Source organism: Actinomyces viscosus (genome assembly GCF_900637975.1).
Taxonomy (GTDB): domain Bacteria; phylum Actinomycetota; class Actinomycetes; order Actinomycetales; family Actinomycetaceae; genus Actinomyces; species Actinomyces viscosus.
In genome coordinates this window covers 2348521-2372550 of record NZ_LR134477.1, presented here as the reverse complement: position 1 = coordinate 2372550, position 24030 = coordinate 2348521, and the positions used below count along the sequence as shown (strand labels likewise).

The 24030-nt window shown below is 69.8% G+C and carries 20 protein-coding genes and 2 pseudogenes; 13 read left to right on the top strand and 9 right to left on the bottom strand.

Annotation, left to right across the window (positions count from 1 at the left end; all coding sequences use genetic code 11):
* Nucleotides 1-44: 44 nt before the first annotated feature.
* Nucleotides 45-968 carry a trypsin-like serine protease gene (locus EL340_RS10150; protein ID WP_126414476.1) on the bottom strand — a complete coding sequence of 308 codons (924 nt, stop codon included), beginning with the start codon at nucleotides 966-968 and terminating at the stop codon, nucleotides 45-47.
* Nucleotides 969-1017: 49 nt separating this feature from the next.
* Here EL340_RS10150 and EL340_RS15740 point away from each other — a divergent pair, with 49 nt between their 5' ends.
* The 3 genes from EL340_RS15740 (at nucleotide 1018) to EL340_RS10140 (ending at nucleotide 2920) form a co-directional block, all read left to right on the top strand.
* Nucleotides 1018-1149, top strand: coding sequence for a hypothetical protein (locus EL340_RS15740; protein ID WP_269471632.1), 132 nt, complete (start codon nucleotides 1018-1020; stop codon nucleotides 1147-1149).
* Nucleotides 1150-1450: 301 nt separating this feature from the next.
* Nucleotides 1451-1828, top strand: coding sequence for a thioredoxin family protein (locus EL340_RS10145; RefSeq protein WP_126414475.1), 378 nt, complete (start codon nucleotides 1451-1453; stop codon nucleotides 1826-1828).
* A gap of 150 nt (nucleotides 1829-1978) precedes the next feature.
* On the top strand, nucleotides 1979-2920 hold the full coding sequence (locus EL340_RS10140; protein ID WP_126414474.1) for a macro domain-containing protein: 942 nt from the start codon (nucleotides 1979-1981) through the stop codon (nucleotides 2918-2920).
* Nucleotides 2921-3164: 244 nt separating this feature from the next.
* On the opposite strand, the gene hemL is transcribed toward EL340_RS10140, so the two are convergent.
* Nucleotides 3165-4607 (bottom strand): glutamate-1-semialdehyde 2,1-aminomutase, encoded by a 1443-nt coding sequence (gene hemL, locus EL340_RS10135; RefSeq protein ID WP_232023308.1) that lies wholly within the window; start codon nucleotides 4605-4607, stop codon nucleotides 3165-3167.
* A gap of 481 nt (nucleotides 4608-5088) precedes the next feature.
* Between hemL and EL340_RS10130 the strand changes: the two genes are divergently transcribed.
* Nucleotides 5089-5859 carry an alpha/beta hydrolase family protein gene (locus EL340_RS10130; RefSeq protein WP_232023005.1) on the top strand — a complete coding sequence of 257 codons (771 nt, stop codon included), beginning with the start codon at nucleotides 5089-5091 and terminating at the stop codon, nucleotides 5857-5859.
* A gap of 60 nt (nucleotides 5860-5919) precedes the next feature.
* Here EL340_RS10130 and hemB read toward each other — a convergent pair whose 3' ends face one another.
* The 5 genes and pseudogenes from hemB to EL340_RS10110 all read right to left on the bottom strand — a co-directional run.
* The gene (gene hemB / locus EL340_RS15060) at nucleotides 5920-6969 is read right to left on the bottom strand and encodes a porphobilinogen synthase (protein WP_167470560.1); all 1050 of its coding nucleotides are present in this window, start codon (nucleotides 6967-6969) and stop codon (nucleotides 5920-5922) included.
* A gap of 171 nt (nucleotides 6970-7140) precedes the next feature.
* Nucleotides 7141-7992: pseudogene (locus EL340_RS15055) on the bottom strand (uroporphyrinogen-III synthase); the annotation flags it as partial.
* A gap of 4 nt (nucleotides 7993-7996) precedes the next feature.
* The gene (locus tag EL340_RS10120; RefSeq protein WP_331859951.1) at nucleotides 7997-9460 is read right to left on the bottom strand and encodes a hydroxymethylbilane synthase; all 1464 of its coding nucleotides are present in this window, start codon (nucleotides 9458-9460) and stop codon (nucleotides 7997-7999) included.
* 132 nt (nucleotides 9461-9592) lie between these two features.
* Nucleotides 9593-11374 (bottom strand): protoporphyrinogen/coproporphyrinogen oxidase, encoded by a 1782-nt coding sequence (locus EL340_RS10115; RefSeq protein WP_126414470.1) that lies wholly within the window; start codon nucleotides 11372-11374, stop codon nucleotides 9593-9595.
* Between the two features lie 308 nt (nucleotides 11375-11682).
* Nucleotides 11683-12882 (bottom strand): annotated as a pseudogene (locus EL340_RS10110) (uroporphyrinogen decarboxylase); the annotation flags it as partial.
* A gap of 263 nt (nucleotides 12883-13145) precedes the next feature.
* Between EL340_RS10110 and EL340_RS10105 the strand changes: the two are divergent.
* The 9 genes from EL340_RS10105 to EL340_RS10065 all read left to right on the top strand — a co-directional run bounded on the left by EL340_RS10105 (nucleotide 13146) and on the right by EL340_RS10065 (nucleotide 22342).
* Nucleotides 13146-14756 (top strand): glutamyl-tRNA reductase, encoded by a 1611-nt coding sequence (locus tag EL340_RS10105; protein WP_126414469.1) that lies wholly within the window; start codon nucleotides 13146-13148, stop codon nucleotides 14754-14756.
* Nucleotides 14749-16335, top strand: coding sequence for a ferrochelatase (locus EL340_RS10100; RefSeq protein ID WP_126414468.1), 1587 nt, complete (start codon nucleotides 14749-14751; stop codon nucleotides 16333-16335). Before EL340_RS10105 ends, EL340_RS10100 begins: the two co-directional genes overlap by 8 nt.
* Nucleotides 16336-16387: 52 nt before the next feature.
* Nucleotides 16388-17188 carry a hydrogen peroxide-dependent heme synthase gene (hemQ, locus tag EL340_RS10095; protein ID WP_126414467.1) on the top strand — a complete coding sequence of 267 codons (801 nt, stop codon included), beginning with the start codon at nucleotides 16388-16390 and terminating at the stop codon, nucleotides 17186-17188.
* 206 nt (nucleotides 17189-17394) lie between these two features.
* Nucleotides 17395-17847, top strand: coding sequence for a YbaB/EbfC family nucleoid-associated protein (locus EL340_RS10090; RefSeq protein ID WP_126414466.1), 453 nt, complete (start codon nucleotides 17395-17397; stop codon nucleotides 17845-17847).
* A 105-nt stretch (nucleotides 17848-17952) separates the two neighbouring features.
* Nucleotides 17953-18258: a hypothetical protein gene (locus EL340_RS10085; RefSeq protein ID WP_126414465.1), complete on the top strand. Its 306-nt coding sequence runs from the start codon at nucleotides 17953-17955 to the stop codon at nucleotides 18256-18258.
* A 3-nt stretch (nucleotides 18259-18261) separates the two neighbouring features.
* A complete protein-coding gene (locus EL340_RS15125; RefSeq protein WP_197722295.1) occupies nucleotides 18262-19839 on the top strand; it encodes a restriction endonuclease fold toxin-2 domain-containing protein in 1578 nt (525 codons plus the stop codon).
* Between the two features lie 20 nt (nucleotides 19840-19859).
* Complete coding sequence (locus EL340_RS10075) at nucleotides 19860-20282, top strand: hypothetical protein (RefSeq protein ID WP_164719374.1); 423 nt, start codon at nucleotides 19860-19862, stop codon at nucleotides 20280-20282.
* A 311-nt stretch (nucleotides 20283-20593) separates the two neighbouring features.
* On the top strand, nucleotides 20594-21775 hold the full coding sequence (locus tag EL340_RS15495) for a hypothetical protein (protein ID WP_232023004.1): 1182 nt from the start codon (nucleotides 20594-20596) through the stop codon (nucleotides 21773-21775).
* An 18-nt stretch (nucleotides 21776-21793) separates the two neighbouring features.
* Nucleotides 21794-22342: a DUF6301 family protein gene (locus EL340_RS10065; protein WP_126414464.1), complete on the top strand. Its 549-nt coding sequence runs from the start codon at nucleotides 21794-21796 to the stop codon at nucleotides 22340-22342.
* A gap of 476 nt (nucleotides 22343-22818) precedes the next feature.
* Here the strand turns inward: EL340_RS10065 and EL340_RS10055 are convergent, their stop codons facing one another.
* Together EL340_RS10055 and EL340_RS15975 are read right to left on the bottom strand one after the other, a co-directional pair.
* Complete coding sequence (locus EL340_RS10055) at nucleotides 22819-23568, bottom strand: transposase family protein (protein WP_197722279.1); 750 nt, start codon at nucleotides 23566-23568, stop codon at nucleotides 22819-22821.
* An 83-nt stretch (nucleotides 23569-23651) separates the two neighbouring features.
* Entirely contained in the window at nucleotides 23652-24008 is a 357-nt protein-coding gene (locus EL340_RS15975; RefSeq protein ID WP_408608585.1) for a DDE-type integrase/transposase/recombinase, read from the bottom strand.
* Nucleotides 24009-24030 lie beyond the last annotated feature (22 nt).

Sequence of the window (24030 nt, the reverse complement as noted above, 5' to 3'; positions counted from 1 at the left end):
CCTGCAGCGGGGCGTTCTCGATGATGCTCAATAGATGACTGGTCTCACTCTCCGCTCCTGCGCCGACCGCGGTGCAGGACCCAAGCTGTCACTGCCGCACCGCCCAGGACGACGACGGCGGCGCCTGCGATGAACGGGGACGGGTTGATCGCTGAGGAGGCCTGGGCGGAGGAGTCGGTGCTCTGCCCAGCGATGGTCTTGTCGATCCAGCCCTTCTGGTCGGCCACAGGGCTGTAGACGGCGTCACGGGTCTTCGCCGTCCACGACGTCGCCTCCGTCGCATCCTCCTGCTGTGGTGTCTCCTCCTGGGGGTTGCTCTCGTTAGCCCCGTCGGCCACCGGGTTGATGCTGGCCGTGACGACGGCGGTGACCTTGCCGTTGTGGAACAGGGGGCCGCCGGAGTCGCCGCTCTGGATCGCCGCGCCCTCCTCCAGCTGGGTCGTGACACCCGCCGCGCCCTCGTAGAGGTTGTACTCGCTCTTGCCGGTGATGATCGCCTTGGCCATGGGCAGCTGCTTGCCCTTACCGCTGCCGGATGCGGACCAGCCGTAGGCCGTCGCCTCGCCGGAGTAGCGTAGCTCGTCGTCGACTTCGGTGTATCGGGACAGCTTCATGCTCTGGGCCGTGTGGATGAGAGCGATGTCCCCTCCGGGAGCCACCTCCCAACGGTCGATGGGGATCTCGCGGGTGTTGTCGCCGTTCCCCACGCGTACGGCCCCCGAGGCCTTCGCTCCCTCCGCGCCCTCGATGCAGTGACGGGCGGTGAGCACCCACTGCGGGGCGATGGCTGTGCCGGTGCAGTCGCCGAACTGGCCTTGGTCAGTGATCTTCTCCGAGACGACGGTGGCGGCCTCGGCGTTGTCCGGAGCCAGGTGCGGGCTCTTGAGGGCTTGCGCGCCGGTGGCCGGGACGAGGGCCAGCAGCCCCAGAAGGGCGGCGGTGGTCAGAATACGGGATGAATGCATCATGCTTCCTTTTCGTTGTAGTGGAGCGTGCGCGTCAGCTAGGTGTATCTAGGTGTATGAGGTCGTGGTCGGTGTCGGAGTACCAGTTCTCCAGGACACGACCTGGTCGGCATCTCTGCACGAGCGTGCGGGCGACGTCGAGACCGGTGGCTCGCTCATGGCGTCCGTGGCCGGGTACTGGTAAGACCTGCTCGACCGCCCGGTCGCCGATGATGATGTCACTGATGATGTCACTGACTGTGAATGCTCCTGCGGCACGCGTCTAAGAGTGGCAGAGGCCGGGTTGGGGTGATGTAAAGAGCCTGTCCTGTGCGCTAAACACCCTAGGGATGTCATGCGCCGGCGAGGACAGGAACTGAATCCGCTTGCCTGGGATGTCCTCATCGTCGATGCAGGAGTGAGGCCGGCCCCAGGAATAGGGTGGACCCCGGTCGTGTTGGCCGCAGTGGAACCGATCAGTATCCGCAGTCTTGAAAGGAACGCTCATGGCCACCAAGAGCATCACCGGCCCCGAGTTCAAGGACACCATCCACGGCGAGGGCATCACGCTCGTCGACTTCTGGGCCTCCTGGTGCGGTCCGTGCATGCGCTTCGGCCCCATCTACGAGAAGGCCTCCGAGGCCAACCCGGACATCACCTTCGCCAAGGTCGACACCGAGGCCGAGCAGGACCTCGCCGGGGCACTGGGCATCTCCTCGATCCCCACGCTTATGGTCTTCCGGGACAATGTGCTCGTCTACCGCGAGGCCGGAGCCCTGCCCGCCCCCGCGCTCGATTCGCTCATCACGCAGGTGCGCGAGCTCGACATGGACGCCCTCAAGGCCAGGATCGCCGAGGAGGAGGCCGCCGGCGCTCAGGCCTGACCCGCCTTACGCCTCCGCCTCAGCGCGCTGAGTCTCTCCTGGCTCCTCCAGGTGTCCGACGTCGCCCGGAAACCCGCCGTTTCCGGGCGACGTCGTCGTCTGTTACCCGGCTCGCCCAGTCAAGGGCAGAACATTACGTTTTGATATCCTATGATGGCCCGCGTGAAGTTGGAGTCCCACGTCAGTCACGCTGTCAGAGCCCGATGGGCGGTACCCGTCGGCGCCTCGGGCCGCGACGCGCTGGTGCGCCACCTGGTCTACGCCTTCCTGCGCTCCGACCCCGAGGGGGCCACGGACTGGATCGACTCGACGGTCCCCACCGACCCCGACGAGCTGCGCACCATGCTCGACTTCCTCCTCACCGCCCGGCCCCCGGCGCCCCTGCCCGAGGATATCGCCGCCGACCTCGACACCCTCCTGGAGGCCGAGGCCGCCGAGCGCGGCATGGTCGACGCCACCGAGATCCCGCCCCTGGCGATCACCGACCACGTGCCCGGGCTGCTGGGGCGCAACGTGGCCTTCTGGCGCGGCGACCTCACCCGCCTGCGCGCCGGCGCCGTCCTCAACGCCGCCAACTCCGGGATGCTCGGCTGCTTCGCGCCCGGGCACCGCTGCATCGACAACATCATCCACGCCGTCGCCGGCCCGGCCCTGCGCGCTGAGTGCGCCCGCTACATGACCTGGGCGGAGACCTTCGACCCCACCCGCCGCCAGGGCGGGGAGCCCGCCGGCCGGGCCGTCTTCACCGGCGGCTACCACCTGCCCGCCCAGCACGTCATCCACTCGGTGGGCCCCATCATCGAGGACGGCCGCAAGCCCACCCTGCACGACCGGCGCCTGCTGTCCTCGTGCTACACGAGCGTCCTCAACGTCGCGCACGCCGCGGGCCTGAGCAGCGTCGGCCTGTGCTCGCTGTCCACGGGCGTCTTCGGCTACCCCAAGCGACAGGCAGCCCTGGTGACCCTGGAGACGATCGGCCGCTGGCTGGCGGCCCACCCCGACTCCCGGCTGCGCATCGTCATCAGCCTCAACGCCGACGTCGACGTCGCCGCCTATGAGGCCGCCCTCGCCCCGCCGCCCTGGCGGCCGTAAGGGGACTGCGGCCGGACGCCGTCGGCGACGACCGGACGTGACTGTCTGCGAAGGCTTGGCGTGCCCCGGCACGCCTGAGGCGACGTACTGCACGAGGGTTGGGCTCCACTGCCCGGGACACGGGGGCACTCCACGAGGGCCGTGATCCCGTGGAGTGCGGTCAACCCCCGGCCAGTAGGACCCGAGGCACGTGCAGTGCGGGTGGCTCTGGTCGCCGACGACGGACCTGAGCCGCTAAGTGGCCTCAGTGCTGCTGAGCCGGGGCCTCCGCTCGGGCGGCTGCGCGGGCCGCGGCCGGGGCGGCTGCGGCGATGGCCTCCAGCTCCGCCTCGCCGTGCGCCGCCGAGACGAACCAGGCCTCGAACACCGACGGCGGCAGGCTCACCCCGGCCTCGAGGAAGGCGTGGAAGAAGGGGCCGTAGCGCCAGGCCTCCTGAGCCCTGGCCGCCGCGTAGTCGCTCACGCCGAGCTGCGCCGCCCGCCGGCCGAACATGATCGAGAACAGGGAACCCGCCCGCTGCACGCGGTGGGCAACCCCCTGCTCGGTCAGGGCCTGCGAGACCACCTCGCCGATGACCTGGGCGCGCTCGGCCACTGAGGCGTAGACGGCGTCGTCGGCCAGCTGGAGCGTGGCCAGGCCGGCCGCCGTGGCCAGCGGGTTCCCCGAGAGCGTGCCCGCCTGGTAGACGGGGCCGCCCGGCGCCAGCAGGTCCATGACCTCCGCGCGACCGCCGACGGCGGCCAGCGGCATCCCGCCGCCCACTACCTTGCCGAAGGTCACCAGGTCCGGCACCCAGGCGGCGCGCTCGCGCCAGTCGGCGCCCGGCCAGGAGGGGGCCGCGGCGACGCCAGTGGCCCCGGCGGGGCCGGAAACGGTGCCGGAGTCGGCGTCGGCGGTCTTGGCGGCGAAGGCCGGCAGGTCCGAGGCCCAGCCGTCGACGGCCTCCAGGCCCCACCAGCCGGCCGGTCCCACGCGGAAGCCCGTGAGGACCTCGTCGAGGATCATGAGCGCCCCGTGCTCGGCGCTCACGCGTCGGATCGCAGCGTTGAAGCCGGGCGCCGGCGGGACGATCCCCATGTTGGCCGGGGCACCCTCGGTGATGACGGCGGCGATCTCCGGGCCGCGCTCGGCGAAGCAGGCCTCCAGGGCGGCGACGTCGTTGTAGGGCAGGACGATCGTCCGGGCGGCCACGGCCGCGGGCACGCCCGCACTGCCGGGCAGGCCGCCGGTGGCCAGGCCTGAGCCGGCCGACGCGAGCAGTCCGTCGCTGTGCCCGTGGTAGCAGCCGGCGAACTTCACCACCAGGTCGCGGCCGGTGGCGCCGCGCGCCAGGCGCACCGCGGTCATCGTCGCCTCGGTGCCGGTGGACACGAAGCGGACCTTCTGCGCGGCCGGGACCCGACGGCGGACCTCCTCGGCCAGGAGCGTCTCGGTGGCGGTGGGCGCGCCGAAGGACAGGCCGCGGGCGGCGGCGTCCTGCACCGCGGCGACCACCTCGGGGTGGGCGTGCCCCAGGAGCGCCGGGCCCCACGAGCCCACGAGGTCCACGTAGTGGCGGCCCTCGGCGTCGGTGACGTGAGCGCCGCTCGCCGAAGCGATGAACCGCGGCGTGCCGCCCACCGAGCCGAAGGCGCGCACGGGGGAGTCGACGCCGCCGGGAATGACGGAGCGGGCCGCCTCGAACAGGGCCGTGTTGGTGGAGGTGTTGGTGGGGGTGGTGGGCGTGTTGGTGGAGGCGCTGGCGGGGCGGTCTGCGGGCGGCGGCTGCTGAGTCACGGTCGGTCCTGCGGGTGAAGGTGCTGGTCAGGGCTGCTCTCAACCTACCCGACCGAGGCCGTCCGCCGCGGCGTTGAACTCGGCGTTCACCGGTTGGGATGGCCGGCGAAGGCGAAAAGTGTCCGTTCTGGCGACTTTTAGACGGCGGAAACCGGTGCTTCCCGGCAACATCGCAGTTCAGAGACTGGTTACTTCTGGATACTGAATGAGGTGGGCGTCGAAAAGTCGCCACCGTGGACACTTTGGCGGCTTGGTGCCGCTCGGCGGTGCGAGTTCCGACTCGACGGCAAGCGGCAGTACCTTCATGGCGAGGACCAGCGCCGCCCCCAGCGGGTCCGGCCCCGCCTCTCCGGGAGTCACACAGTCCGTGGGAACTCGCATAGGAAACCACATGGGAACGCAACCGCAGACCTACACCGTCACCATCGAGCAGCTGGGCTTTGACAGCACCGGAAACCGCATCTACGGCGAGGTCAAGCGCCCCGACGTCCAAGGCCCCGCGCCGGTGGTCATCGTGAGCCACGGCTTCGGCGGCAACCACACCCAGAGTCCTCACACGCAGGAGCTGCTGGCCCAGCACGGCGTGGTCGTCTACAGCTTCGACTTCGCCGGAGGCAGCGGCTACCAACCCGGACGGAGCGAAGGCAGCATGACGGACATGTCGGTCATGACCGAGGTGCAGAACCTCCGCGACGCGCTCACTCTGGTGCGGGGCCTCGACTACATCGACCCCGGCCGCATCTACCTCGTCGGAGCCAGCCAGGGCGGCGTCGTCACCACGCTCGTGGCCGAGGACAACCCCGCCGGCGTACCCGGCATCGCGCTGATCTACCCGGCCTTCTCCCTGCTCGACGACGCCCACGAGCGCTTCCCCACCAGGGCGGACATCACCGACACCGCCAACCTCATGGGCCTGACCGTGGGGCGCAGGTACTTCGAGGACGTCTACGACGTCACCATCGACGACCACATGACCTTCACCGGGCAGGTCGTCATCTTCCACGGGACGGAGGACGACATCGTGCCGATCTCCTACTCGCGGCGGGCCTCAACGACCTTCCCCAACGCCACCCTGACCACGCTGGACGGGCAGGGGCACGGGTTCACCGAGGCCGCCCAGAAGGCCGTTGCCGAGGGCATCCTGCGCATGATCAACGGGTGACGGCCCATCGCCGGAGCCCGGCTCCGCACCCGCCCGGCAGGCCCTCTCGAGACGGCCCGCTCAGCGCAGCGCCGGGTTCTCGGCGATCTCCCGGGCCCAGTAGGTCAGGACCATGTCCGCCCCCGCCCGTACGATCCCCAGCACCGACTCGGCGATGACGCGCTCGCGGTCGACCCACCCGCGCTGGGCGGCCGCCTCCACCATCGCGTACTCGCCGCTGACCTGGTAGGCGGCCACCGGCACCGGGCAGGAGGCGGCGACGTCGGCCAGCACGTCCAGGTAGGGGCCGGCCGGCTTGACCATGACGATGTCCGCCCCCTGCTCGACGTCGAGCATCGCCTCGCGCAGACCCTCGCGGCGGTTGGCCGGATCCTGCTGGTAGGCGCGTCGGTCGCCGGTGAGCGTGGAGCCCACGGCCTCCCGGAACGGCCCGAAGTAGGCCGAGGCGTACTTCGCGGAGTAGGCCAGGATCGCGACGTCGTCGTGCCCGGTGGCGTCCAGGGCGGTGCGGATCGCGGCGACCTGCCCGTCCATCATCCCCGACGGCGAGACCATGTGCGCCCCGGCCTCCGCCTGCGCCACCGCCATCGCCTGGTAGGCGGCCAGCGTGGCGTCGTTGTCGACCTCGCCGGCGCGCGGGCCGCCCGGGCGGATCAGCCCGCAGTGGCCGTGGCTGGTGAACTCGTCCAGGCAGGTGTCCGCGCACACGATGACGTCGTCCCCGACCTCCGCGCGCACGGCCGCGATCCCGCGGTTGAGGATGCCGTCCTCGGCCCAGGCCGCGGTGCCGGACTCGTCGCGCTCGGCCGGCACGCCGAACAGGTCGATGGCGCCGATGCCGGCCTCGGCGCAGGCGGCGGCCTCGCGGCGCAGCGAGTCCAACGTGTGCTGGACGACGCCCGGCATCGCCTCCACGGGGTGGGGGGCGTCAATGTCCTCGCGTACGAACACCGGCAGGATGAGGGCGGCCGGGTCCACGGTGTGCTCGCGCGCCAGTCGGCGCATTGCCGGGGTGGTGCGCAGGCGGCGGGGTCGGATCGTGGGGGCCTGCGGGGCCGGGATGGCGCGGCGGGACAGGAAGTCGGCGGCCGGTCGGAGGGCGTCGGTCATGAGGTGCTCCTGGGGTCGTTGGTCGTCTCGTAGCCGGGTGGTCCGGAGAGTCGTTGACATGACGGGATCATGTGGGGGCGTTGGGGTCTGAACGGCCTCGATGACGGCCCGCAGGACACCCTCGGGCGTGGGGGAGGCGGCGGTCGCAGCAACCGGCAGGCCCAGGTCGCCGGCGGCGGCCGCGGTCGCGGCGCCGATGGCCACGAGCCGGGTCTCAGGTGGGGGCGCCCCGAGCGGCTCCAGGACGGCCCGCGCCGTGGAGGGGGCGGTGAGCACGACGACGTCCACGTCGCCCGCGCCCCAGCTGCGGATCAGGTCCCCGGGCAGGTCGCGGGCGCCGGCCGTGACAGTTGTGTAGGTGGCCACCTGCTCGACCTCCCAGCCCGCCCGGCGCAGGCCGTCGGCCAGTGCCGGGTCGGCCAGGGCCGAGGCCGGCAGCAGCACCCGCCGCGCAGGCTCCGGGCCGGTCGTGGGCGCGGCGGGAACGCTGCCGTCGGGGGCGCGCGGGGTGGTGGCCGCAGCGCGTGGGGTACCGGCGGGCTCCGTGCCCCGATCAGCATCCCGAGGCGCGCCCGGGCCACCGGCGAGGACGGGTTCCCCCAGCAGAGCGGTGGCCGAGCCCCGAGCCACCAGGTCGGGGGAGGCGCCGCTGAGCTCCGTCCAGGCTCGCGCGGTCGCCGGACCGACAACCGCCACACGCACCGAGGAGGGCGCCGGAGAGAGCAGGTGCGGTGCCAGTGCCTCGACCGTGCGCGCTGAGGTGAGCACCAGCCAGGCGGCCTCACCCGCCGCGATCTGCCGCGCGGTCGCCTCCAGGGCCCCGGCATCCCCTGGAACCGTCCGCGTCACGGCCGCGCGCAGCACCTGGGCCCCGGCACTCTCCAGCGCCGAGGCGATCCGGTCATGCTCCTTGACCCGCGGCAGCAGCACGACCCGACTCGACAGCGGCGCGCAGGCGGCCTCAGGGACTGGCCGGCCCGGGGGGTGCCCGGCCGGGCCGTTGTCTGCAGCGGAGTCCGTCATGGCCTCAGTCCCGCCGGGCCTTGTTGGCGTGCAGGTCGACGATCTCCCCGGCACCATCCTCCAGGAGGATCTCAGCGGCCCGCACCCCCAGCGCCTCGGCCGCCCGCACCGCCGCCGTGCCCGTCGCCTCTCCTGGTGTATCTGCGCCGTCGTCGGCCTCGGGCAGCTCGGTGCTCAGCTCGCAGCCGACCTCCTGAGCGCCGTCGAGCGACATGACCACCGCCCGCAGCACGAGCACCAGCGGCGAGCGGTGAGATGCCGTCGGCACCCGCCGCCTTGGCGCATCGGCCGAATCCGGGCTCCGCTCCTCACTGCGGGGCCCTTCGCCCCGGTCAGTGCGACCCGCGGCGGCTCCGTCTGACTGCGAGCCGCCGCTCGCCGACCCGGCACTCCACCCGGTCCCGGCCATGGTGGCGTCATAGCTGTGGAAGTCGTCGTTCCAGCTGATCCCGGTACGCTCCGGGTCCTCCGGCTCGACGACGTCGCCACCGCGCAGCCTGGCCCAGGCGCCCACCGGCGCCGCGCAGCCCGCGCCGAGGCGGGCCATGAGCGCTCGCTCGGCCGTCACCGCCAGACGCGTGGGCTCGTCATCGAGGACCGCCAACGCCCGGGTCAGCGCCGCCGTGCTGGCCGCATTGGCTGCGCTGCTGTCTGTGTTGTCTGTGTCGTTGTCTGCGTCGTCTGAACTCTCGTCGCCCTCCGGCGCGGCCGGCTCACCCGCCCTCGCCTCTACGGCCAGGGCCCCCTGGGCGGGCGCGGGCAGCATCGTCTCCAGGTCCAGGACCTCGCTCGCGCAGTGCTCCAGCCCCAGGCGCCGCAGCCCCGACAGGGCCAGAACCACGGCGTCCAGGTCGCCGGAGGCGTCGGCCCGGGCGGGCGCGACCGGCTCATCGGAACCGACCCCGGCCACCTCCAGACCCCGCACCCGGGCAAGGCGCGTGGGCACGTTGCCCCGCAGGTCCACGACCTCCAGGTCGGGCCGGGCGGCCAGCAGCTGCGCGGCCCGCCGCGGCGAGCCGGTGCCCACGCGGGCGCCCTGCGGCAGGGTCGCCAGGGTCAGGCCGTCGCGGGCGCACAGGGCGTCGCGCGGGTCCTCGCGCGGCGGCACGCAGACGACCTCCAGGCCCTCGACCGGCTGCGTCGGCAGGTCCTTGAAGGAGTGGACCACCAGATCCACCTCACCATCCAGGAGCGCATGGCGCAGCCGGGCCGCGAAGACCCCGACGCCGCCGAGCCGGTGCAGGGGCGTGCGGTCGCCGTCGCCGTCCGTGCGCACAGTCACCAGCTCAATGTTCAGGTCAGCGGCCGACCCAGCGGCCGAGCCGCCGAGGCCGTCTCCGGGGCCGGCCGGCGCGCTGTCGGCCGCGGCGCTGCTCAGCGCTTCGGCGACCTGCCCGGACTGGGTCAGCGCCAGACGCGAGCCGCGCGTTCCCAGCCGGACCCGCCCGCGTCCCTCAGCCGTGCTCATGCCCATCTCCTCCTTGATGCCGCTTGACGCTTCGGCCCCATCCAGGTGTCGCGTTCGTACGGCGTACCTTGGGGGTGCAACGCGAGGCCTAATATACGAACGCGACGAGGGCGCCGGCTCCGGCCGGTCGCCTCATTGACCATTCGGGTTCACCTGCGGGCTCACCTGCCGGTTCACCAGGCGCCCAGCGGCGGCGCGGGCGTGCCCGACGACGGCCGCGATCCCGGTCCCCGCCACCCACGCCCCGGTGACCTCCAGACCCGGAACCGGCGCGAGCCGCTCCTCCAGGCGCTTGGTGCGCTCCCGGTAGGCGGGCGTCACCGGCGGCAGCGTCCCGTCCCAGCGCACCAGCATGTGGTCGACGACGTCGTCCGGCGCGATCCGCACCCCGGTCAGGGCGGCCACGTCATCGAGCGCCACCGACAGGTCCACCTCCGGTCGGGGTTGCCCCGGCCGACCGTAGGACAGGCGCAGCGCGTGGACGTCCGGCCCGTGCAGCGCGCGCAGCTCGGCGCCGACCCACGGCCACTTGGCGCTCAGGTGCGACAGCGCCTTGGCCCGAGCCGGGCAGGCCGCCTCACCCGAGTCCTCACCCGAGTCCGGCCCGCTCGTGGTCGCCGCGCCGGCGGATGCCCCGGAGGCAGCAGGAACAGCAGATCCGGCGGGCCCGGCAGGCTCCGTGGGCGCCACGAGCAGGCCCGACCCCACCGGCTCCCCGCTGAGCCCGGGAGCGCGCGCCACCAGCGTGAAGCGGGCGATCGGTGCGCCCACCGGCACGGTCAGGTCCGTGGCGCTCGCGGGAAGGCCCGGCACGCCCCGCAGCAGCCGCAGCGCGGCGCCCGCCGAGCAGGCCAGGACGACCCGGTCGGTGACCACGACCTCCTCGGCGCCGTCGGGCACCGGCTCGTCCGACGGCGTCGGCCCCCGGCGCGTCGGCGCGATCCCTACCCTCCACACGCCCGAGTCCTCGCCGTCTCGCCCGTCCTCGTCGCCGGCCGACCGGAGCCACTGGGCGCCGGTGCGGGTGCGTACGCTCCCCCCACCGGCCTCGATCGCCTCGCGCAGGGCGTCGGTGAGCCGGAACAGCCCGCCCTCGACGGCCGCGTCCACGCTCCGCCCGCCGGCACCGTCCTGGCGGGCCCGACGCCGCTCCAGCACCGCCGCCACGGCCGCATTGAGCGAGCCCAGCTCCGCAGTGGCCCGCCGCAGCCCGGGCACGACGACGTCGGCCGCCAGGTCCGCTGGGTCCGCCGAGTGAATCCCCGCGACGATCGGGCGCACGAGCCGCTCCAGGACACCGGAGCCCATCCGCGCAGTGACGAAGGAAGCCAGATCGGCCGGGTCATCAGGGCCGGTGCCCACGCTCCCGGGCAGGACGGCGTCCTCCGCGGCCCGGCGCGCGGCCTCGGTACCAATGATCTCGACGACGTCGGGCGCCAGCGGGTCCGCCGGGATCCCCAGGTAGGCGTCCCGCGGGAACCGGTGCAGGGCCCAGCTCGATGAGTCTCCTCCGCCGGCGGCCGGTGCCAGCGGCGGCAGGAAGAGCCGCGGCCGGCCGTGCGGTGCGGTGGCGCGCAGGCCGAGCTCGGCCAGCATCGAGGTGGCGGCCTCGCCGCGCACCACGAAGCCCTCGGCCCCCAGGTCCAGCCGTGCCCCGCCGATCCGCCCGGCCGCGACGAGCCCGCCGGTGTACCCGCGCGCCTCGATGAGCAGAGGCCGCAGCCCGGCGCGCACCAGGTCCCACGCCGCCGTCAGCCCGGCGATCCCGCCGCCGACGACGAGCGCGTCCCACCGCTGAACCGTTGCCTGCGAGTCGTCGGTGCCCACAGGTCGCTCACCGGTCTCGGGAGGGCTCGCCTGCCCCCAGCGCCCGTCCGCCTTGTGGCCCCCGTTGTCCTGCGGATTCAGGGTCATTCAGCGCCCCTCCCGTGTCCATCCCGTCCGGGCGTGCGCGTGGTGCGGGCCAGCGGCCGGCCGCCGGGTCCCCGCGGCGCCTGGCGGCCGGGAACCTGCCGGTCCTGCCGGCCGGAGCCCCGCTGCACCACTGCCTCGGATGCCTCGGACGGTGTGTCTGTGCCCGCCCCGGTGCCCGCCGTCCCCGCTGGTGCTCCCGCTGTCGTCCCCGCTGCTGCTCCCGCTGCCGTCCCTGCCACAGTCCCCGCCGCCGAGTCCGCGACGGCGTCCCAGCCGGCCAGCGCTACGGACTCCCACTCCTGAGAGCCGTGCACGCGCGCCACGATCCGGGTGAGCACGTCCGCATCGGTGGCCGGCGGCACCCCGTGCCCCAGGTTGACCACGTGCCCCGGCGCCGCGCGCCCGGCGGCCAGGACCGCGTCCACCTCCTGGGCCACCAGCGGCCACGGCGCCGCCAGCAGCGCCGGGTCGAGATTGCCCTGAACCGGGCAGGCTCCCGCCCGCGGGTCGGCCTGGGCCAGTGCCTCGATCGCCTCACCGAGCTCGATGCGCTCATCGATCCCGACGGCGTCGGCCCCCGCCTGGCGCATGGGCCCCAGCAGCCGGGCCGTGCCGGTCCCGAAGTGGATGAGAGGAGCCGCCCGCCCGGTGGTGGGGGAGACGGCCGCCCGGGCCGTATCCAGGGCGAGCGCCGAGTAGGGCGCCACGCGCTCGCGGTAGGCGCGCGGCGACAGCGAGCCCGCCCAGGAGTCGAAGAGCTGGGCCGCGGCGGCCCCGGCGCGCACCTGGGTGGCGATGAACTCGCCCGTCAGCTGCGCGCACCAGGTCATGAGCTCCTCCCAGGCCTGGGGGTCGGAGCGCATGAGCGTGCGCGCCGCCAGGTGGTCGCGGCTGGGTCGGCCCTCCACGAGGTAGGCCGCCAGCGTGAAGGGCGCCCCACCGAAGGCGAGCACCGGCGTCCACCCGGCCGCCCCGGCACTGTGCTCCAGCCCCGCACGTGCCCGCTCGCTCAGGGACTCGCGCGCACCCGGTGCCTGCGGGCTGCCGAGCTCGACGACGACGCGGCGCACCGCCTCCTCGATCGCCGCCACGCCGTTATCCTCGGGATCCCCGGTTCCGTCCCCGAAACGGCGGGCGACCAGCTCCCTCACCTCGGCCGCGCTGCGCACCGGAGCGTCCAGCACCGGGCCGACGCCCTCCTCGATGCGCACCCCCACGCCGGCCAGGCGCAGCGGCACCATGATGTCGGAGAAGAAGACGGCCGCGTCGACGCCGTGGCGCCGCACCGGCTGCAGCGTCACCTCCGCCGCGAGCTCGGGAATCAGGCAGGCGTCGAGCATCGCGACGCCGGCGCGCTCCCGCAGCGCGCGGTACTCCGGCAGGGAGCGGCCGGCCTGACGCATGAACCACACGGGCGTGCGCGCAGGCCGACGGCCTCCCAGCGCCTCCAGGATCGCGGGCTCCACCGTCCGATCGGTGTCAATTGAATTGCGTGAAGAGCCGCTCACTAAATCGCGGCCTCCGCCCACGGAATACTGACGCCGTGTGCCTTCCTTGCGATAAGGAAACTGAATCCGAGACATATTCACTAACCTCTTCGTGCGCGTGTCCACAGGTGAGTTTTGTGTGTTATCGCAGGCAATCCTCGTGCGAGCCTGATGGTGACGGGGTGTCAGAAATAACGTGGTGACGCATTGTCCTGACGTTGAGTGCGTATCGCCACGCCGCTATTGTGCCCGCACCCCTGCATGATGTTTCAATAGCGCTCGCTGTGACTACTCATCTTCTCTCCGCCGACCACCGCCTCCCGGGCCTCGACGTCGTCGCCCGGCTGGGTGCGGTCGCCCCCGGACTGGGGCCGGCCCTCATGGCGGCCGTGCCCGCGCTGCGCGGGGTCGTCGTCCTGTCCACCTGCAACCGCCTGGCCCTCCTGCTCGACGCCGACTCCTGGGCCGACACCGGGTGCCCGGCCGCCCTCGATGCGACCGCCCTCCACTCGGGCCTCGCCTCGGCCGACGCGACCGCCGCAGCCCGGGCCGCCACCGAGCCCGGGCCTGCCGGAGCCAGGAGCGGAGCTGAGACCGGAGCCGAGCACCAGGCGCCGTCGGACCTGGGGCGGGCCGTCTCCGACCTCCTGGCCGAGCGCGCCGGCCTCGCCCCGGGCAGCCTGCGCCTGACCCACCTGGCCGGAGTCGCCGCCCGCCGCGAGGTGCTCGCCGTCGCCGCCGGACTGAGCTCGATGGTGGTCGGCGAGGCCCAGATCGCCGGCCAGGTCCGCCGCGCCGCCGAGACCGCCGCCGCCGAGGGCACGCTCAGCCCCGAGCTCGTCCGGGTCATCGAGCGTGCCTCGGCCACCGCCCGCCGGGTCGCCCACGAGACCGAGCTGTCGGGCCGGGGTCGCAGCGTCGTCGCCGTCGGCGTCGAGCAGGCCGCCGGCCACCTACCGCCCCTGGAGGGCTGCCGCGCGCTCATCGTCGGCACCGGCTCCTACGCCGGCGCCACCGTCGCCGCCCTGCGCGCCCGCGGCCTGAGGGACATCGCCGTCTACTCCGCCTCCAACCGGGCCGAGGCCTTCGCCGCCGGCCACGACCTGCGCCCCGTCCCCGCCGACTCCCTGAGCCGGGCCATGAGCCGCGCCGACCTGGTCGTCACCTGCCGCGGCGTGGGAGGCCCGGTGCTGACCGCCGACGTCGTCGCCCCCGTCGCCGCTGAGCGGCTGCGCGCCGGAGGCGGTACCCGCCGGGACGCCGACCGGACCGCCACCCGCCCTCTGGTCATCCTCGACCTGGCCCTGACCCGCGACGTCGATGAGACCGTCGGCGCCCTGCCCGGCGTCATCCACCTCGACCTGGCCCAGGTGCGCGACGCCGTCCCCGCCGCCGAGGCCCAGCAGGTGGCCGCCGCCCGCGCCATCGTGGAGGCCGAGGCCGCCGACTTCGAGCGCACCCTGGCCGGCCGCGCCATGGACCCCCTCATCACCGCCCTGCGCGCCCAGGTGGGCCGCGTCGTCGCCGAGGAGGTGGCGCGCCTGCGCCCCCAGCCCGCACGACGGCTCGCCCTGGCCGTGCCCGCCGTCGACGGACGCGCCGGAACCGGCGTGAACGGTGTCAACAGCGCCGACGCCGCCGCGGGTGCCCGCCCCCGGAGCTATGCCGCGACCCAGACCCACGTCGAGCCCGGCTTCGAGGCGACCTCGGAGGACGAGGAGCCGATGGTCTCTCTCGCCCAGGCCGAGCGCGCCCTGAACCACCTGGCCGCCCGGCTCCTCCACCAGCCCACCGTCATGGCCCGCCGCGCCGGCCAGGAGGGTAACGAGGAGGCCTACCGCCAGGCCCTCGAGCTCGTCTGGGGCCTGGAGACCGCAGGAGAGAGCCATGACTGACACCGCCGCGCCCGGACCAGGCCCCGTCGGGAACCCGGACGCCGCCCACGGCGCCGACCCGGCCGCCGGCCTCAGTGCCGGCCTGACCGTGATCCCGGCCAGCATCCCCGCCGCCGACCCGCTGGCCCCCTACGACGCCGTCCTCCTGCTGTCCTACGGCGGCCCTCGACGCTCCGAGGATGTCCTGCCCTTCATGCGCAACGCCACCGCCGGCCGCGGCGTGCCCGACTCGCGCCTCCTGGAGGTCTCCGGCCACTACCAGGGCTTCGGCGGCGCCTCACCGATCAACGCGCGCAACGCCGAGCTGCGCGACGCCCTCCAGGCCCGCCTGGCCGAGCGCGGATCCCGGCTGCCGGTCGTCGTCGGCAACCGCAACTGGCACCCCTTCGTCAGCGAGGCCCTGCGCGAGCTCGCCGACGCCGGCGCCCGCCACGTCCTGGCCCTGCCCACCGCCGCCTTCGGCTCCTACTCCGGGTGCCGCCAGTACCGCGAGGACCTGGCCGGCGCCGTCGCCCTGCTCGCCGCCGGTGCGGACGGCTCCACGGGGGACGGGTTCGAGGCCGACGCCGCCGCCCGGGTCGGCGGGCCCGGCGGCGGGCCCGTGGACCTCACCGTGGACAAGACGCGCCCCTACTACAACACCCCCGGGCTGCTGGAGGCCAACGTCGAGGCCATCGTCCGGGCCTACGGCGAGCTGGCCGAGCAGGGGGTGGATGCCGCCGACGTGCGCCTCGTGCTCGTCACCCACTCCATCCCCCTGGGCATGGAGGCCGGCTCCGCCCCGGGACCCGGCTCCGACGCCGTCTCCACCGTCACCGCCGTCCCCGGCGACCTCAGCGTTCCCGACATCGGAGGATCGTCCGCGTCCGAGACCGGGGTTCCCCGAGGGTACTCGGCGGGCCGCTCCGACCAGCGCTCGGCCGCCCGATCCCCGGCGCAGCCCGCCTCACGCCTCGCGGAGCACCTCACCGGCCGGCGCGAGCCCGGCGTCGCCGCGGACCTGTCCACGGAGGTCTCCTACGTCGCCCAGCACGAGGCGCTCGCCGCGGTCCTCGTGCCCGAGGTCGCCCGCCGCCTCGGGGAGGAGCGGGTGGAGGCCGACCTCGTCTACTGCTCACGCTCCGGGCCGCCTCAGGCGCGCTGGCTCGAACCCGACGTCAACGACCACCTCGAGGCCCTGGCCGCCGGCCGCCTGACCGACGGCAGCCCGACAGCCCGGCCCGGAGGCGTCGTCGTGGCGCCCTTCGGGTTCATCTCCGACCACATGGAGGTCGTCTTCGACCTCGACACCGAGGCCGCCCAGACCGCCCGGGACCTGGGGATGCCCTACGCGCGCGCCGCCACCGTCGGCACCCACCCGGCCTTCGTCGATTCCCTGGTCGACATCCTCATCGAGCGGGCCGCCGCCGCCCGCGGCGAGGACGTCCACCCCGGCTCGACCACCGGCGTCGGACCCTTCCACACCGTCTGCCCGCCGACCTGCTGCCGCCCCGGCAACCGCCATCCCGGCCACCACCCGGCCCACGGTGCCGACGGCGAGCACACCGGCGGGCACCAGCCGGCCATGAGCAGGCCGTGACCAGGCACGATAGCCTCAAGCCCAGCAGCTCCGGAAGAATCAAGGAGAAGAGATGAGCACCGACACCCACGGCCACCCCGGCGGCCACCCCGGCGAGGGCGGCCTGCACCGCTTCGAGGACGAGGAGCGCCGCCCCCACCGCGATCCCCGCGACGCCACCGACGTCGACCTGGAGGCCATCAACAACCAGTACCACTACACCCTCTACGCCGTCTTCCGCCTGGCCCGTCCCCTGCCCGCCTCCCAGCCCGAGCGCGAGCAGCTCCTGGGTGAGAGCGCCGACTTCGTCGAGGCCGGCGGCGTGACGACGCGCGGCTGGTACGACGTCGGCGGCCTGCGCGCCGATGCCGACCTGCTCGTGTGGTGGCTCGACGACGACCCCGAGGTCCTCCAGGACGCCTACCACCGCCTGCGCGGCAGCGCGCTGGGGCGCTACCTGGAGCCGGTGTGGTCCTGCATGGGGCTGCACACGCCCGCCGAGTTCAACCCCCGCCACGTGCCGGCCTGCCTGGCCGGGGTGGCGCCGCGCGACTGGGTCATGGTCTACCCCTTCGTGCGCTCCTACGAGTGGTACCTGCTCGACCCCGAGGAGCGCTCGCGCATGATGGCGCAGCACGGCCGCCACGGCTTCTCCAAGTACCCCGACGTCAAGGGCTCGACCCTGGCGACCTTCGGCCTGAGCGACTACGAGTGGATCCTCGGCTTCGAGGCCGACACCCTCGACCGGCTCGAAGGGGTCCTGCACCACCAGCGCTACACGGACGCCCGCATGCACGTGCGCGTGGACACGCCCTTCTACACCGGGCGCCGCGTCAGCCCCCAGGAGTGGGCCGAGCGCCAGCCCTGGGCCTGACGGGAGATTCTCCGCAGATTTCCACAGATGAGAACGTGCCGCGGGTGCGGGGACGAGCCTTGTCCCCGCACCCGCGGCACGTTCCAACCTGTCGTTACCAGATGCGACGCAGGGGTGTCGAGGCGGGTGGGTAGTTATCCCCGTGTTATTAACCCGACAGGTCGGGGAGAGGTCTCGGCCCCGGGGTGCTGGTTAGGGTGTGCCTCATGTCTGATCGGTTGGTTGAGGAGCGTCTGTCTCGGATTGCTGAGCAGGTGGCTCAGGCGCAGAGAAATCACGAAGGTACTGAGCGCGTGCCCGAGCAGGCCGACTCCCTGGAGGTCGAGGGGACGTCCAAGGGCGGTGAGGTCACCGTGGTGGTCGACGCCGCCGGGCGCGTACGGGACGTGCGCTTCGCTGCGGCGAGTCAGGCGCTGAGCTCGGCCCAGCTCTCCGAGGCGGTCATGGAGGCCATCGACACCGGTCGGCGTACGGCGGCCACCAAGATCCGGGCGATCGTGGACCGGCACATCGGTGTGGACACCGGGCTCGGTCAGGCGATGCTGGATGCCTACGAGCAGATGGCCGGGCCCAAGGTGGGAGTCACTCGACGGGCTGAGCGGTCCGAGGAGAGCAAGAAGCGCAGCGCTCCTCCCGGGCTGGTGTTCCCGGGGATGTAGCCCTGGGCGACCAGTGCGGCTTGCCTGAGCAAGGGTCGGGTGGGCTGGTGCAGTGCTGACTGTTGTCGATGAAATGGCGTTAAGAAAGGTAGGAAGAAGTCTGTCATGGTAGATATTCAGGTTGATGGTGGGACGTTGCGTTCGGGTGCCGGGGATACGGATGCGGTGGCTGCTGGTGTGGCTCAGGCGCGGGACGCCTCGGGTGCGGCGCTGGGGGATAACGCCTTTGGTCTGATGTGCTCGCCGTTGTTCCTGCCGGCCTACACGCTGGTCAAGAGCGCTGCCGACGCGATGATGGACTCCGCTGAGAAGGGGCTGCGCAACAGCGCCACCGGCCTGCGCGGCACGGCCAGCGCTCTGGAGGGTGCGGACGCTGACGCCGCTTCCGGTGCGCGTCAGGTGGGGGCGTGATCGGTGACGGGTAACGAGCTTGTTGCCGAGGTGAAGGACTCGGAGACCGTCTGGACGGGTACGCGTCTGATCGAGGACGGCTTCGACCTCAAGGAGGCGTTTGAGTCCAAGAGCTGGGTTGCTGGTGGTCTGGCGACTCTGGCGACGGCTGCTGACACGGCCTCGGCGGTGATGGATCCTCTGGGTGAGGCGATGTCGGCCGGGGTGGCGTGGGTCATTGAGCACCTGGGCAGTCTCAACGAGTGGCTCAATGAGCTCACCGGTGACAGTGACGCGGTCGCTGCGGCGGCGTCGACGTGGTCGAATATCGGTACCAAGCTGGGTTCGTGCGCTGATGACCTGGAGACGGTGTGCACGGGGCGTCTGGCGGGTCAGGAGTCGTTGGCTGTGGCGACGTTCAAGTCGTTGCAGGCGGGGTCTGCCTCGCACCTGAGGATGACCGGTGGTGTGGCCAGTGCGATCTCGGGTGGGTTGACGGTGGCCTCGGTGATTGTGCGGATGGTGCATGACCTGGTGCGTGACGCGATTGCTGATGTGATCGGTAAGGTGGCCTCGAAGGTGGCGATCGGGGTGCTGACGGCGGGTCTGGCGGCGCCGTGGGCGGTGGCCTCGGTGATTGCTGATGTGTCGTCGTGGGTGACTCGCCTGTCCAAGGAGGTCGCCGACGTGGTTCTGTCGGCCAGGAACCTCAAGGGCCTGCTGGACAAGGCCAGCAAGCTGCTTGACGATGTGGGTGCGGCTTTCGGTCGTATCACCTCCAGTATCGGTGAGGCTGCGGCTAAGGCCGGTGACGGCGTTGCCGGGGCTGCTCGGCAGGTCGGTGACTTCCTGTCCTCCCTGCGCCCGCAGCAGGCACTGGCCGGGGCGCCGGGTATGACCACGCGCCAGGCCCGTGAGGTGACCAAGGCTAGCCCCACCGTCTACAGGCCCAAGGGTCCCAAGACCACCAAGCCCTCACGGTCCAACCCCAACGAAGGCCGCTGGGGCGTAACCCTCAACGAGACCAGCACTGGAGCCAAGGGTGCCGATGACGCGGCAGACGCAGCCAAGTCCAGCACAAAGCAATCCGATGACGCTGCCAAGGCTGATGCGCCCGAAAGGGCGGAGGCAGACAGCAGCGCCGCTACCGGCGACGGCGCCACGCAATGGGATGACCCGGGGAAAGTTCAGGAGTGGTATGACGATCTCCCCACGAAAACTCACGCACCGTCGACGGAGGCATACCAGTACCAGCACAGGGTCCTCGGGACCGATGTCGAGCGTCAGTTAACGACTGACAGTGGTGAAACCATCTGGGCAGACTCAGTCACCGCGGATGGCGCGGGAATCGCTAAGGCTTGGGACGCCAAGCACACAGGGGGCGGAGACGACGCTCTCTATCAAGGTAAAGGCCCCGAGTTCCTCATGAATAAGTTTGACGATGAGATGAGGCGCTACGGCAAGGTGATAAGGTCGTCGGGCAATCCTGTCTCTAGTCTGACACTGGTCACCAACACCCCGGAGTCTGTAGAGTTTCTCGGTCAGCGCGCCCGAGATATTCTCGGCCCCGATGTAGAACTGCACATCCAGCTGGTCCCATAAACCTAGAAGGAGGAGTTAAAATGGGCGTCAGTTATCTTTGTACTACACTCAACTCGGGGCGCGTCATTGCCGATACTGATACGTTCCTTAGTGAGGGAAAGCAACAATGGCCGGACTGCGAGGCGAAACCTCTGAGTTCTGATGACCTCGAGACCGATGCAGACATCCTGCTCGAGCCGGACGGGGCGTCGACGATTATCAGCCACTTCCGTGACGGTCAGCTTATCTCTGTTGACGGGGCAGATCTTGAGGAGGCTGCCGACATTGCCGTTTGGGTGAGGTCGCTTAACCCGGATCCCAATCTGGTGCTATGGTTTACCACCGACAACTTTAATGGTCATACCGTTATGACTCCTGGCATCACGCCCCAGCAGGTCATCGACCAGTGGGTGGATCATAGCGAGCACGACCCCTATGCGGAGTATCCCGAGTACTTCTCCTGACAACTCCGCCGACGCCGACTAATACATGCGGCCACTCCGGTTTAGGACGACAGCAGAATGACTCGCTGGTCACTGCTAAGCGGCTGCCACAACCAGCCTCTTCCTGCTGCGGAGACCTGCTCACTGGCACTGAATGACTGGTGGTGTTGCCGCACCGTCCGGCGCGGCAACACCACCGCAGTTACGCGCCACTACCCTCGCTCTCCAGCAGCTGGAGGCGCCTTTACACCAGTTCCGACCTACATCGTTGTCGGCCTGAAACTGTGGCGACGTTTAAGTCGTTGCAGGCTGGGTCTGCTTCGCACCTGAGGATGACCGGTCAGGTGGCCGGTGCGATCTCGGGTGGGTTGACGGTGGTCTCGGTGATTGTGCGGATGGTGCATGACCTGGTGCGTGACGCGATTGCTGATGTGATCGGTAAGGTGGCCTCGAAGGTGGCGATCGGGGTGCTGACGGCGGGTCTGGCGGCGCCGTGGGCGGTGGCCTCGGTGATTGCTGATGTGTCGTCGTGGGTGACTCGCCTGTCCAAGGAGGTCGCCGACGTGGTTCTGTCGGCCAGGAACCTCAAGACCCTGCTGGACAAGGCCGTCAAGTTGTTCGGTGATGTGGGTGAGAAGTTCGCTGGCCTGGTGGCTATGCTCATGGGCCGTGGCTCCAAGAAGGCTGACGATGCCGTTGAGGCCGCTGAAGACGCGGTAGACGCGGCCACTGACGGCACCAAGAGTGCTGGTAATGCGGCGGACGCAGCCACCGACGGACCCAAGTCAGGAAAGAATGCTGATAAGTACAAGAAAGACATACCTGAGTTATTCCGCCAACATCAAGCCCAGAAAGCTGCAAAGCAGCAAGCAAGAGAACGCCTGAGTGAAGCGATTCCGGAAGGGTATTCTCTCAAAGACTTTAGCCGAAAGGAGATGTCGAAAACAGGGCGAAAGTTGCAGGCTGAGGGCCGCAGTCAGCGTGAAATTGACAACCTAACCGAGATGGCCGACGAGGCATCTAAAGCACATAAGAACCTAAATGACGCCGCCGCAAGGATTGGAGAGCCTGGCGGCGAGGCGCATCTCACGGAGAATGGGTACCACATTCCTGATGAGTTCCGTGCGGACAACGTGACAGTCAATAACGGAACTGCTCCACGAGGCTGGGTCGACGGGATGGCCCTGAGTCCGAACGGTGATGAAATGGTCGTTGCGGAATACAAGGGTGTAAGTGCGCAGGTGGACAGTACGCCGCGTGTGACTACTTACGAAGGGAAGGCCCCTCAAGCGTCACCTGCGTACACACGTGATCGCATGCTAAGCGACCCTCGCTTCGCCCAATACTTCCATGACCACCCCGATGTGTGGCAGAGCGTTCAGAATGGGGACACGAAGATGACGATCAAGGTGATAGCAACACGTGAACCTGGTAGAATAGAAGTCACCGACACCCCGTTCGAGCTCACACCTGAAGTCACTCAGCACCTTCAAGAATCCATCGACAAACTCTAGAGTCCCCGGAGAATATTGATGAACGCTACTACATCAAATGGTACAGGATCGACAACATCAGGCTTTCGCTGCTATCCGGTCGACCAGGCAATTGATATTATTCGAACAATAGCTGAACATCGATGGCCCATGAGCATTGAAGAGGCCTTCTCGCTGCGAGATCAGTTCGGCTGGACACCCGCTCCCGACAACGGAAGATTTTTCGTTACCCCCGTCAGCAACGGAGAAGAGGACGGAAGCATCGGCCGTGACGTGAGCAACAAAATGTATGTCTCGAGAATTAATTTCAATTTGACCACCCGAGTTACCGGTGACACAAATGATGTATTCGACTCTTCACTGAGGTCCACATATTTGACTTACGTTAATAAACTCAAGTCGATCTATGGAGTCGGAAAAGTGGATTCCGATGATAACGTAGAAACTATAATCTGGTATCTCCCATCGCGCGCCAGTGTCGACTTAGGGATTACTAAAAAATTTATTTCTGCCACCATTGAGTCTCCTGAGATGACCGACCTCACCGAAGCCGAAGAAAAGTATTTCGCAGAAGGAGGAGAGTTCTAACTTTCGCGATGAGTCTCGAAGCGGTGTCGACTGCTGGCGTATTTTCTCATATTGAGTCCACAGTGAGCAGGCTGCTTACTGAATCGAGCAGGGAAGACCTCAAGCTTGAGACGTCTACCATCGCGGGCCAGTGGATGAACTGGGATGCTGGGTGTTTTTCGGACACTGCTTGTTTGGTGTTTCAGACTGCCTTGGTTAGGTCCAGGAATTCTTGCTCAACCTCGTTAGGTGCGCAGTATCTCAGGGTCGAGTGAAGGCAGGTATGACTGGATCTCAGTTCGATCCACGAGGCAATATCATTAATCGCCTTGTCCTTCGTGGGGTACACCATTCTATGCACTCTCTTTTTCTTGAGAGTGGCGTGAAAGATTCCGCCCACGCACCCACCCAGTCACGCCCCCCGTACGCCCCGTGGACGGCCGGATACCGTAGGACTTCAGATGGTCCAGGAACTTCTGAGACGTGGTGAAGGTTATTCAGGGGTTGGTGTAGGCGTAGAGGGCTAGGGTGGCTGTGATAGTTTCTTTGAAGGTGTGCAGGGGGCGCCTGTAGTCGTGGGCCAGGATCTTCCAGGATTTGATGTGCGCGATGGTTCTCTCCACGACATACCGGATTTCATTTAGGGATTTGTTGGCCTGCTTCTGGGCCTTGGTGAGCTCACTGTTGGGAGGTTTCTTGTAGGGGGTGAGAACCCCGGTTCCGATGTAGCCTTTATCGGCGATGCAGCAGGAGGGGTCGATCTCCTCCAAGAGACCGGAGGTGGTGATGGCCTTGGTGTCGTGGGTGGCCCCCGGTAGCGGGTCTGAGGCCCACCGCAGGCGCCCGGCGGGGCTGACCAGTACTTGCAGGCTCAGGCCGGTGCGCTTGTGCTTGCCCGACCACAGGTCCGTCCGATCCTTCCAGCTCCAGCACGGCAGGAGCGTACCGTCGATGATGTGCACGCCCCCATGGGGGACCTCCTCGACGGTCGCCAGCACAGGCCCCAAGACCCTGGCGATGATCCGGGTGACCACCGAGATCGCCCGCGAGATCGTCGGCTGTGACACCCCCATGATCTCGGCGATCGCCTCCTGGGAGGTGTTGGTGCGCAAATACATCAACGTCGCCCGCACCGCGGCCAGTGGGCCAAGAATTCTTGGCGCCAAGGAGATCTCAGTATCACCCAGCACCATTTCCACCAGGCAGCTCAACTGCGTTCTGTCCAGGCCTGTGATACCCTTACCCATGACGGCTCGTTCCTGAGAGGTTTCATGTAGCAATCTGATTCTCTCAGACCAACGAGCCGTCACCCATTCAACACACCGAACCCCTAAACCCCCATACACGCCCCTGAATAACCTTCGTGTACTGGCTGCCCCGGTCGGAGCGGGAAGACCGTCACACCCTTCTCAACCGGGCATCTCCTTACCGCCATATCGATGGCCTCACACACCAGCGAGGTGCGCATATGATCAGCCATCGTATACCCCACGACTTTCTTCGTGCAGCGGTCCAGAACGGTGGCAAGATAGACGAACCCGGCCCACGTGCCTGATGTAGGAGGGGGCACCTCCCAGGGGGTCGGCAAAGTTGGTGGGTGGGGGTGTCTGAGCCGTTTTGACGGGGGTGGTGTGTCGCTAGGACGGGGGCGCGGGCCCCGCAGGGACGATGAGTGGTGTCTAGTCATCCCTTCGTCCTGGGAGCCCGCG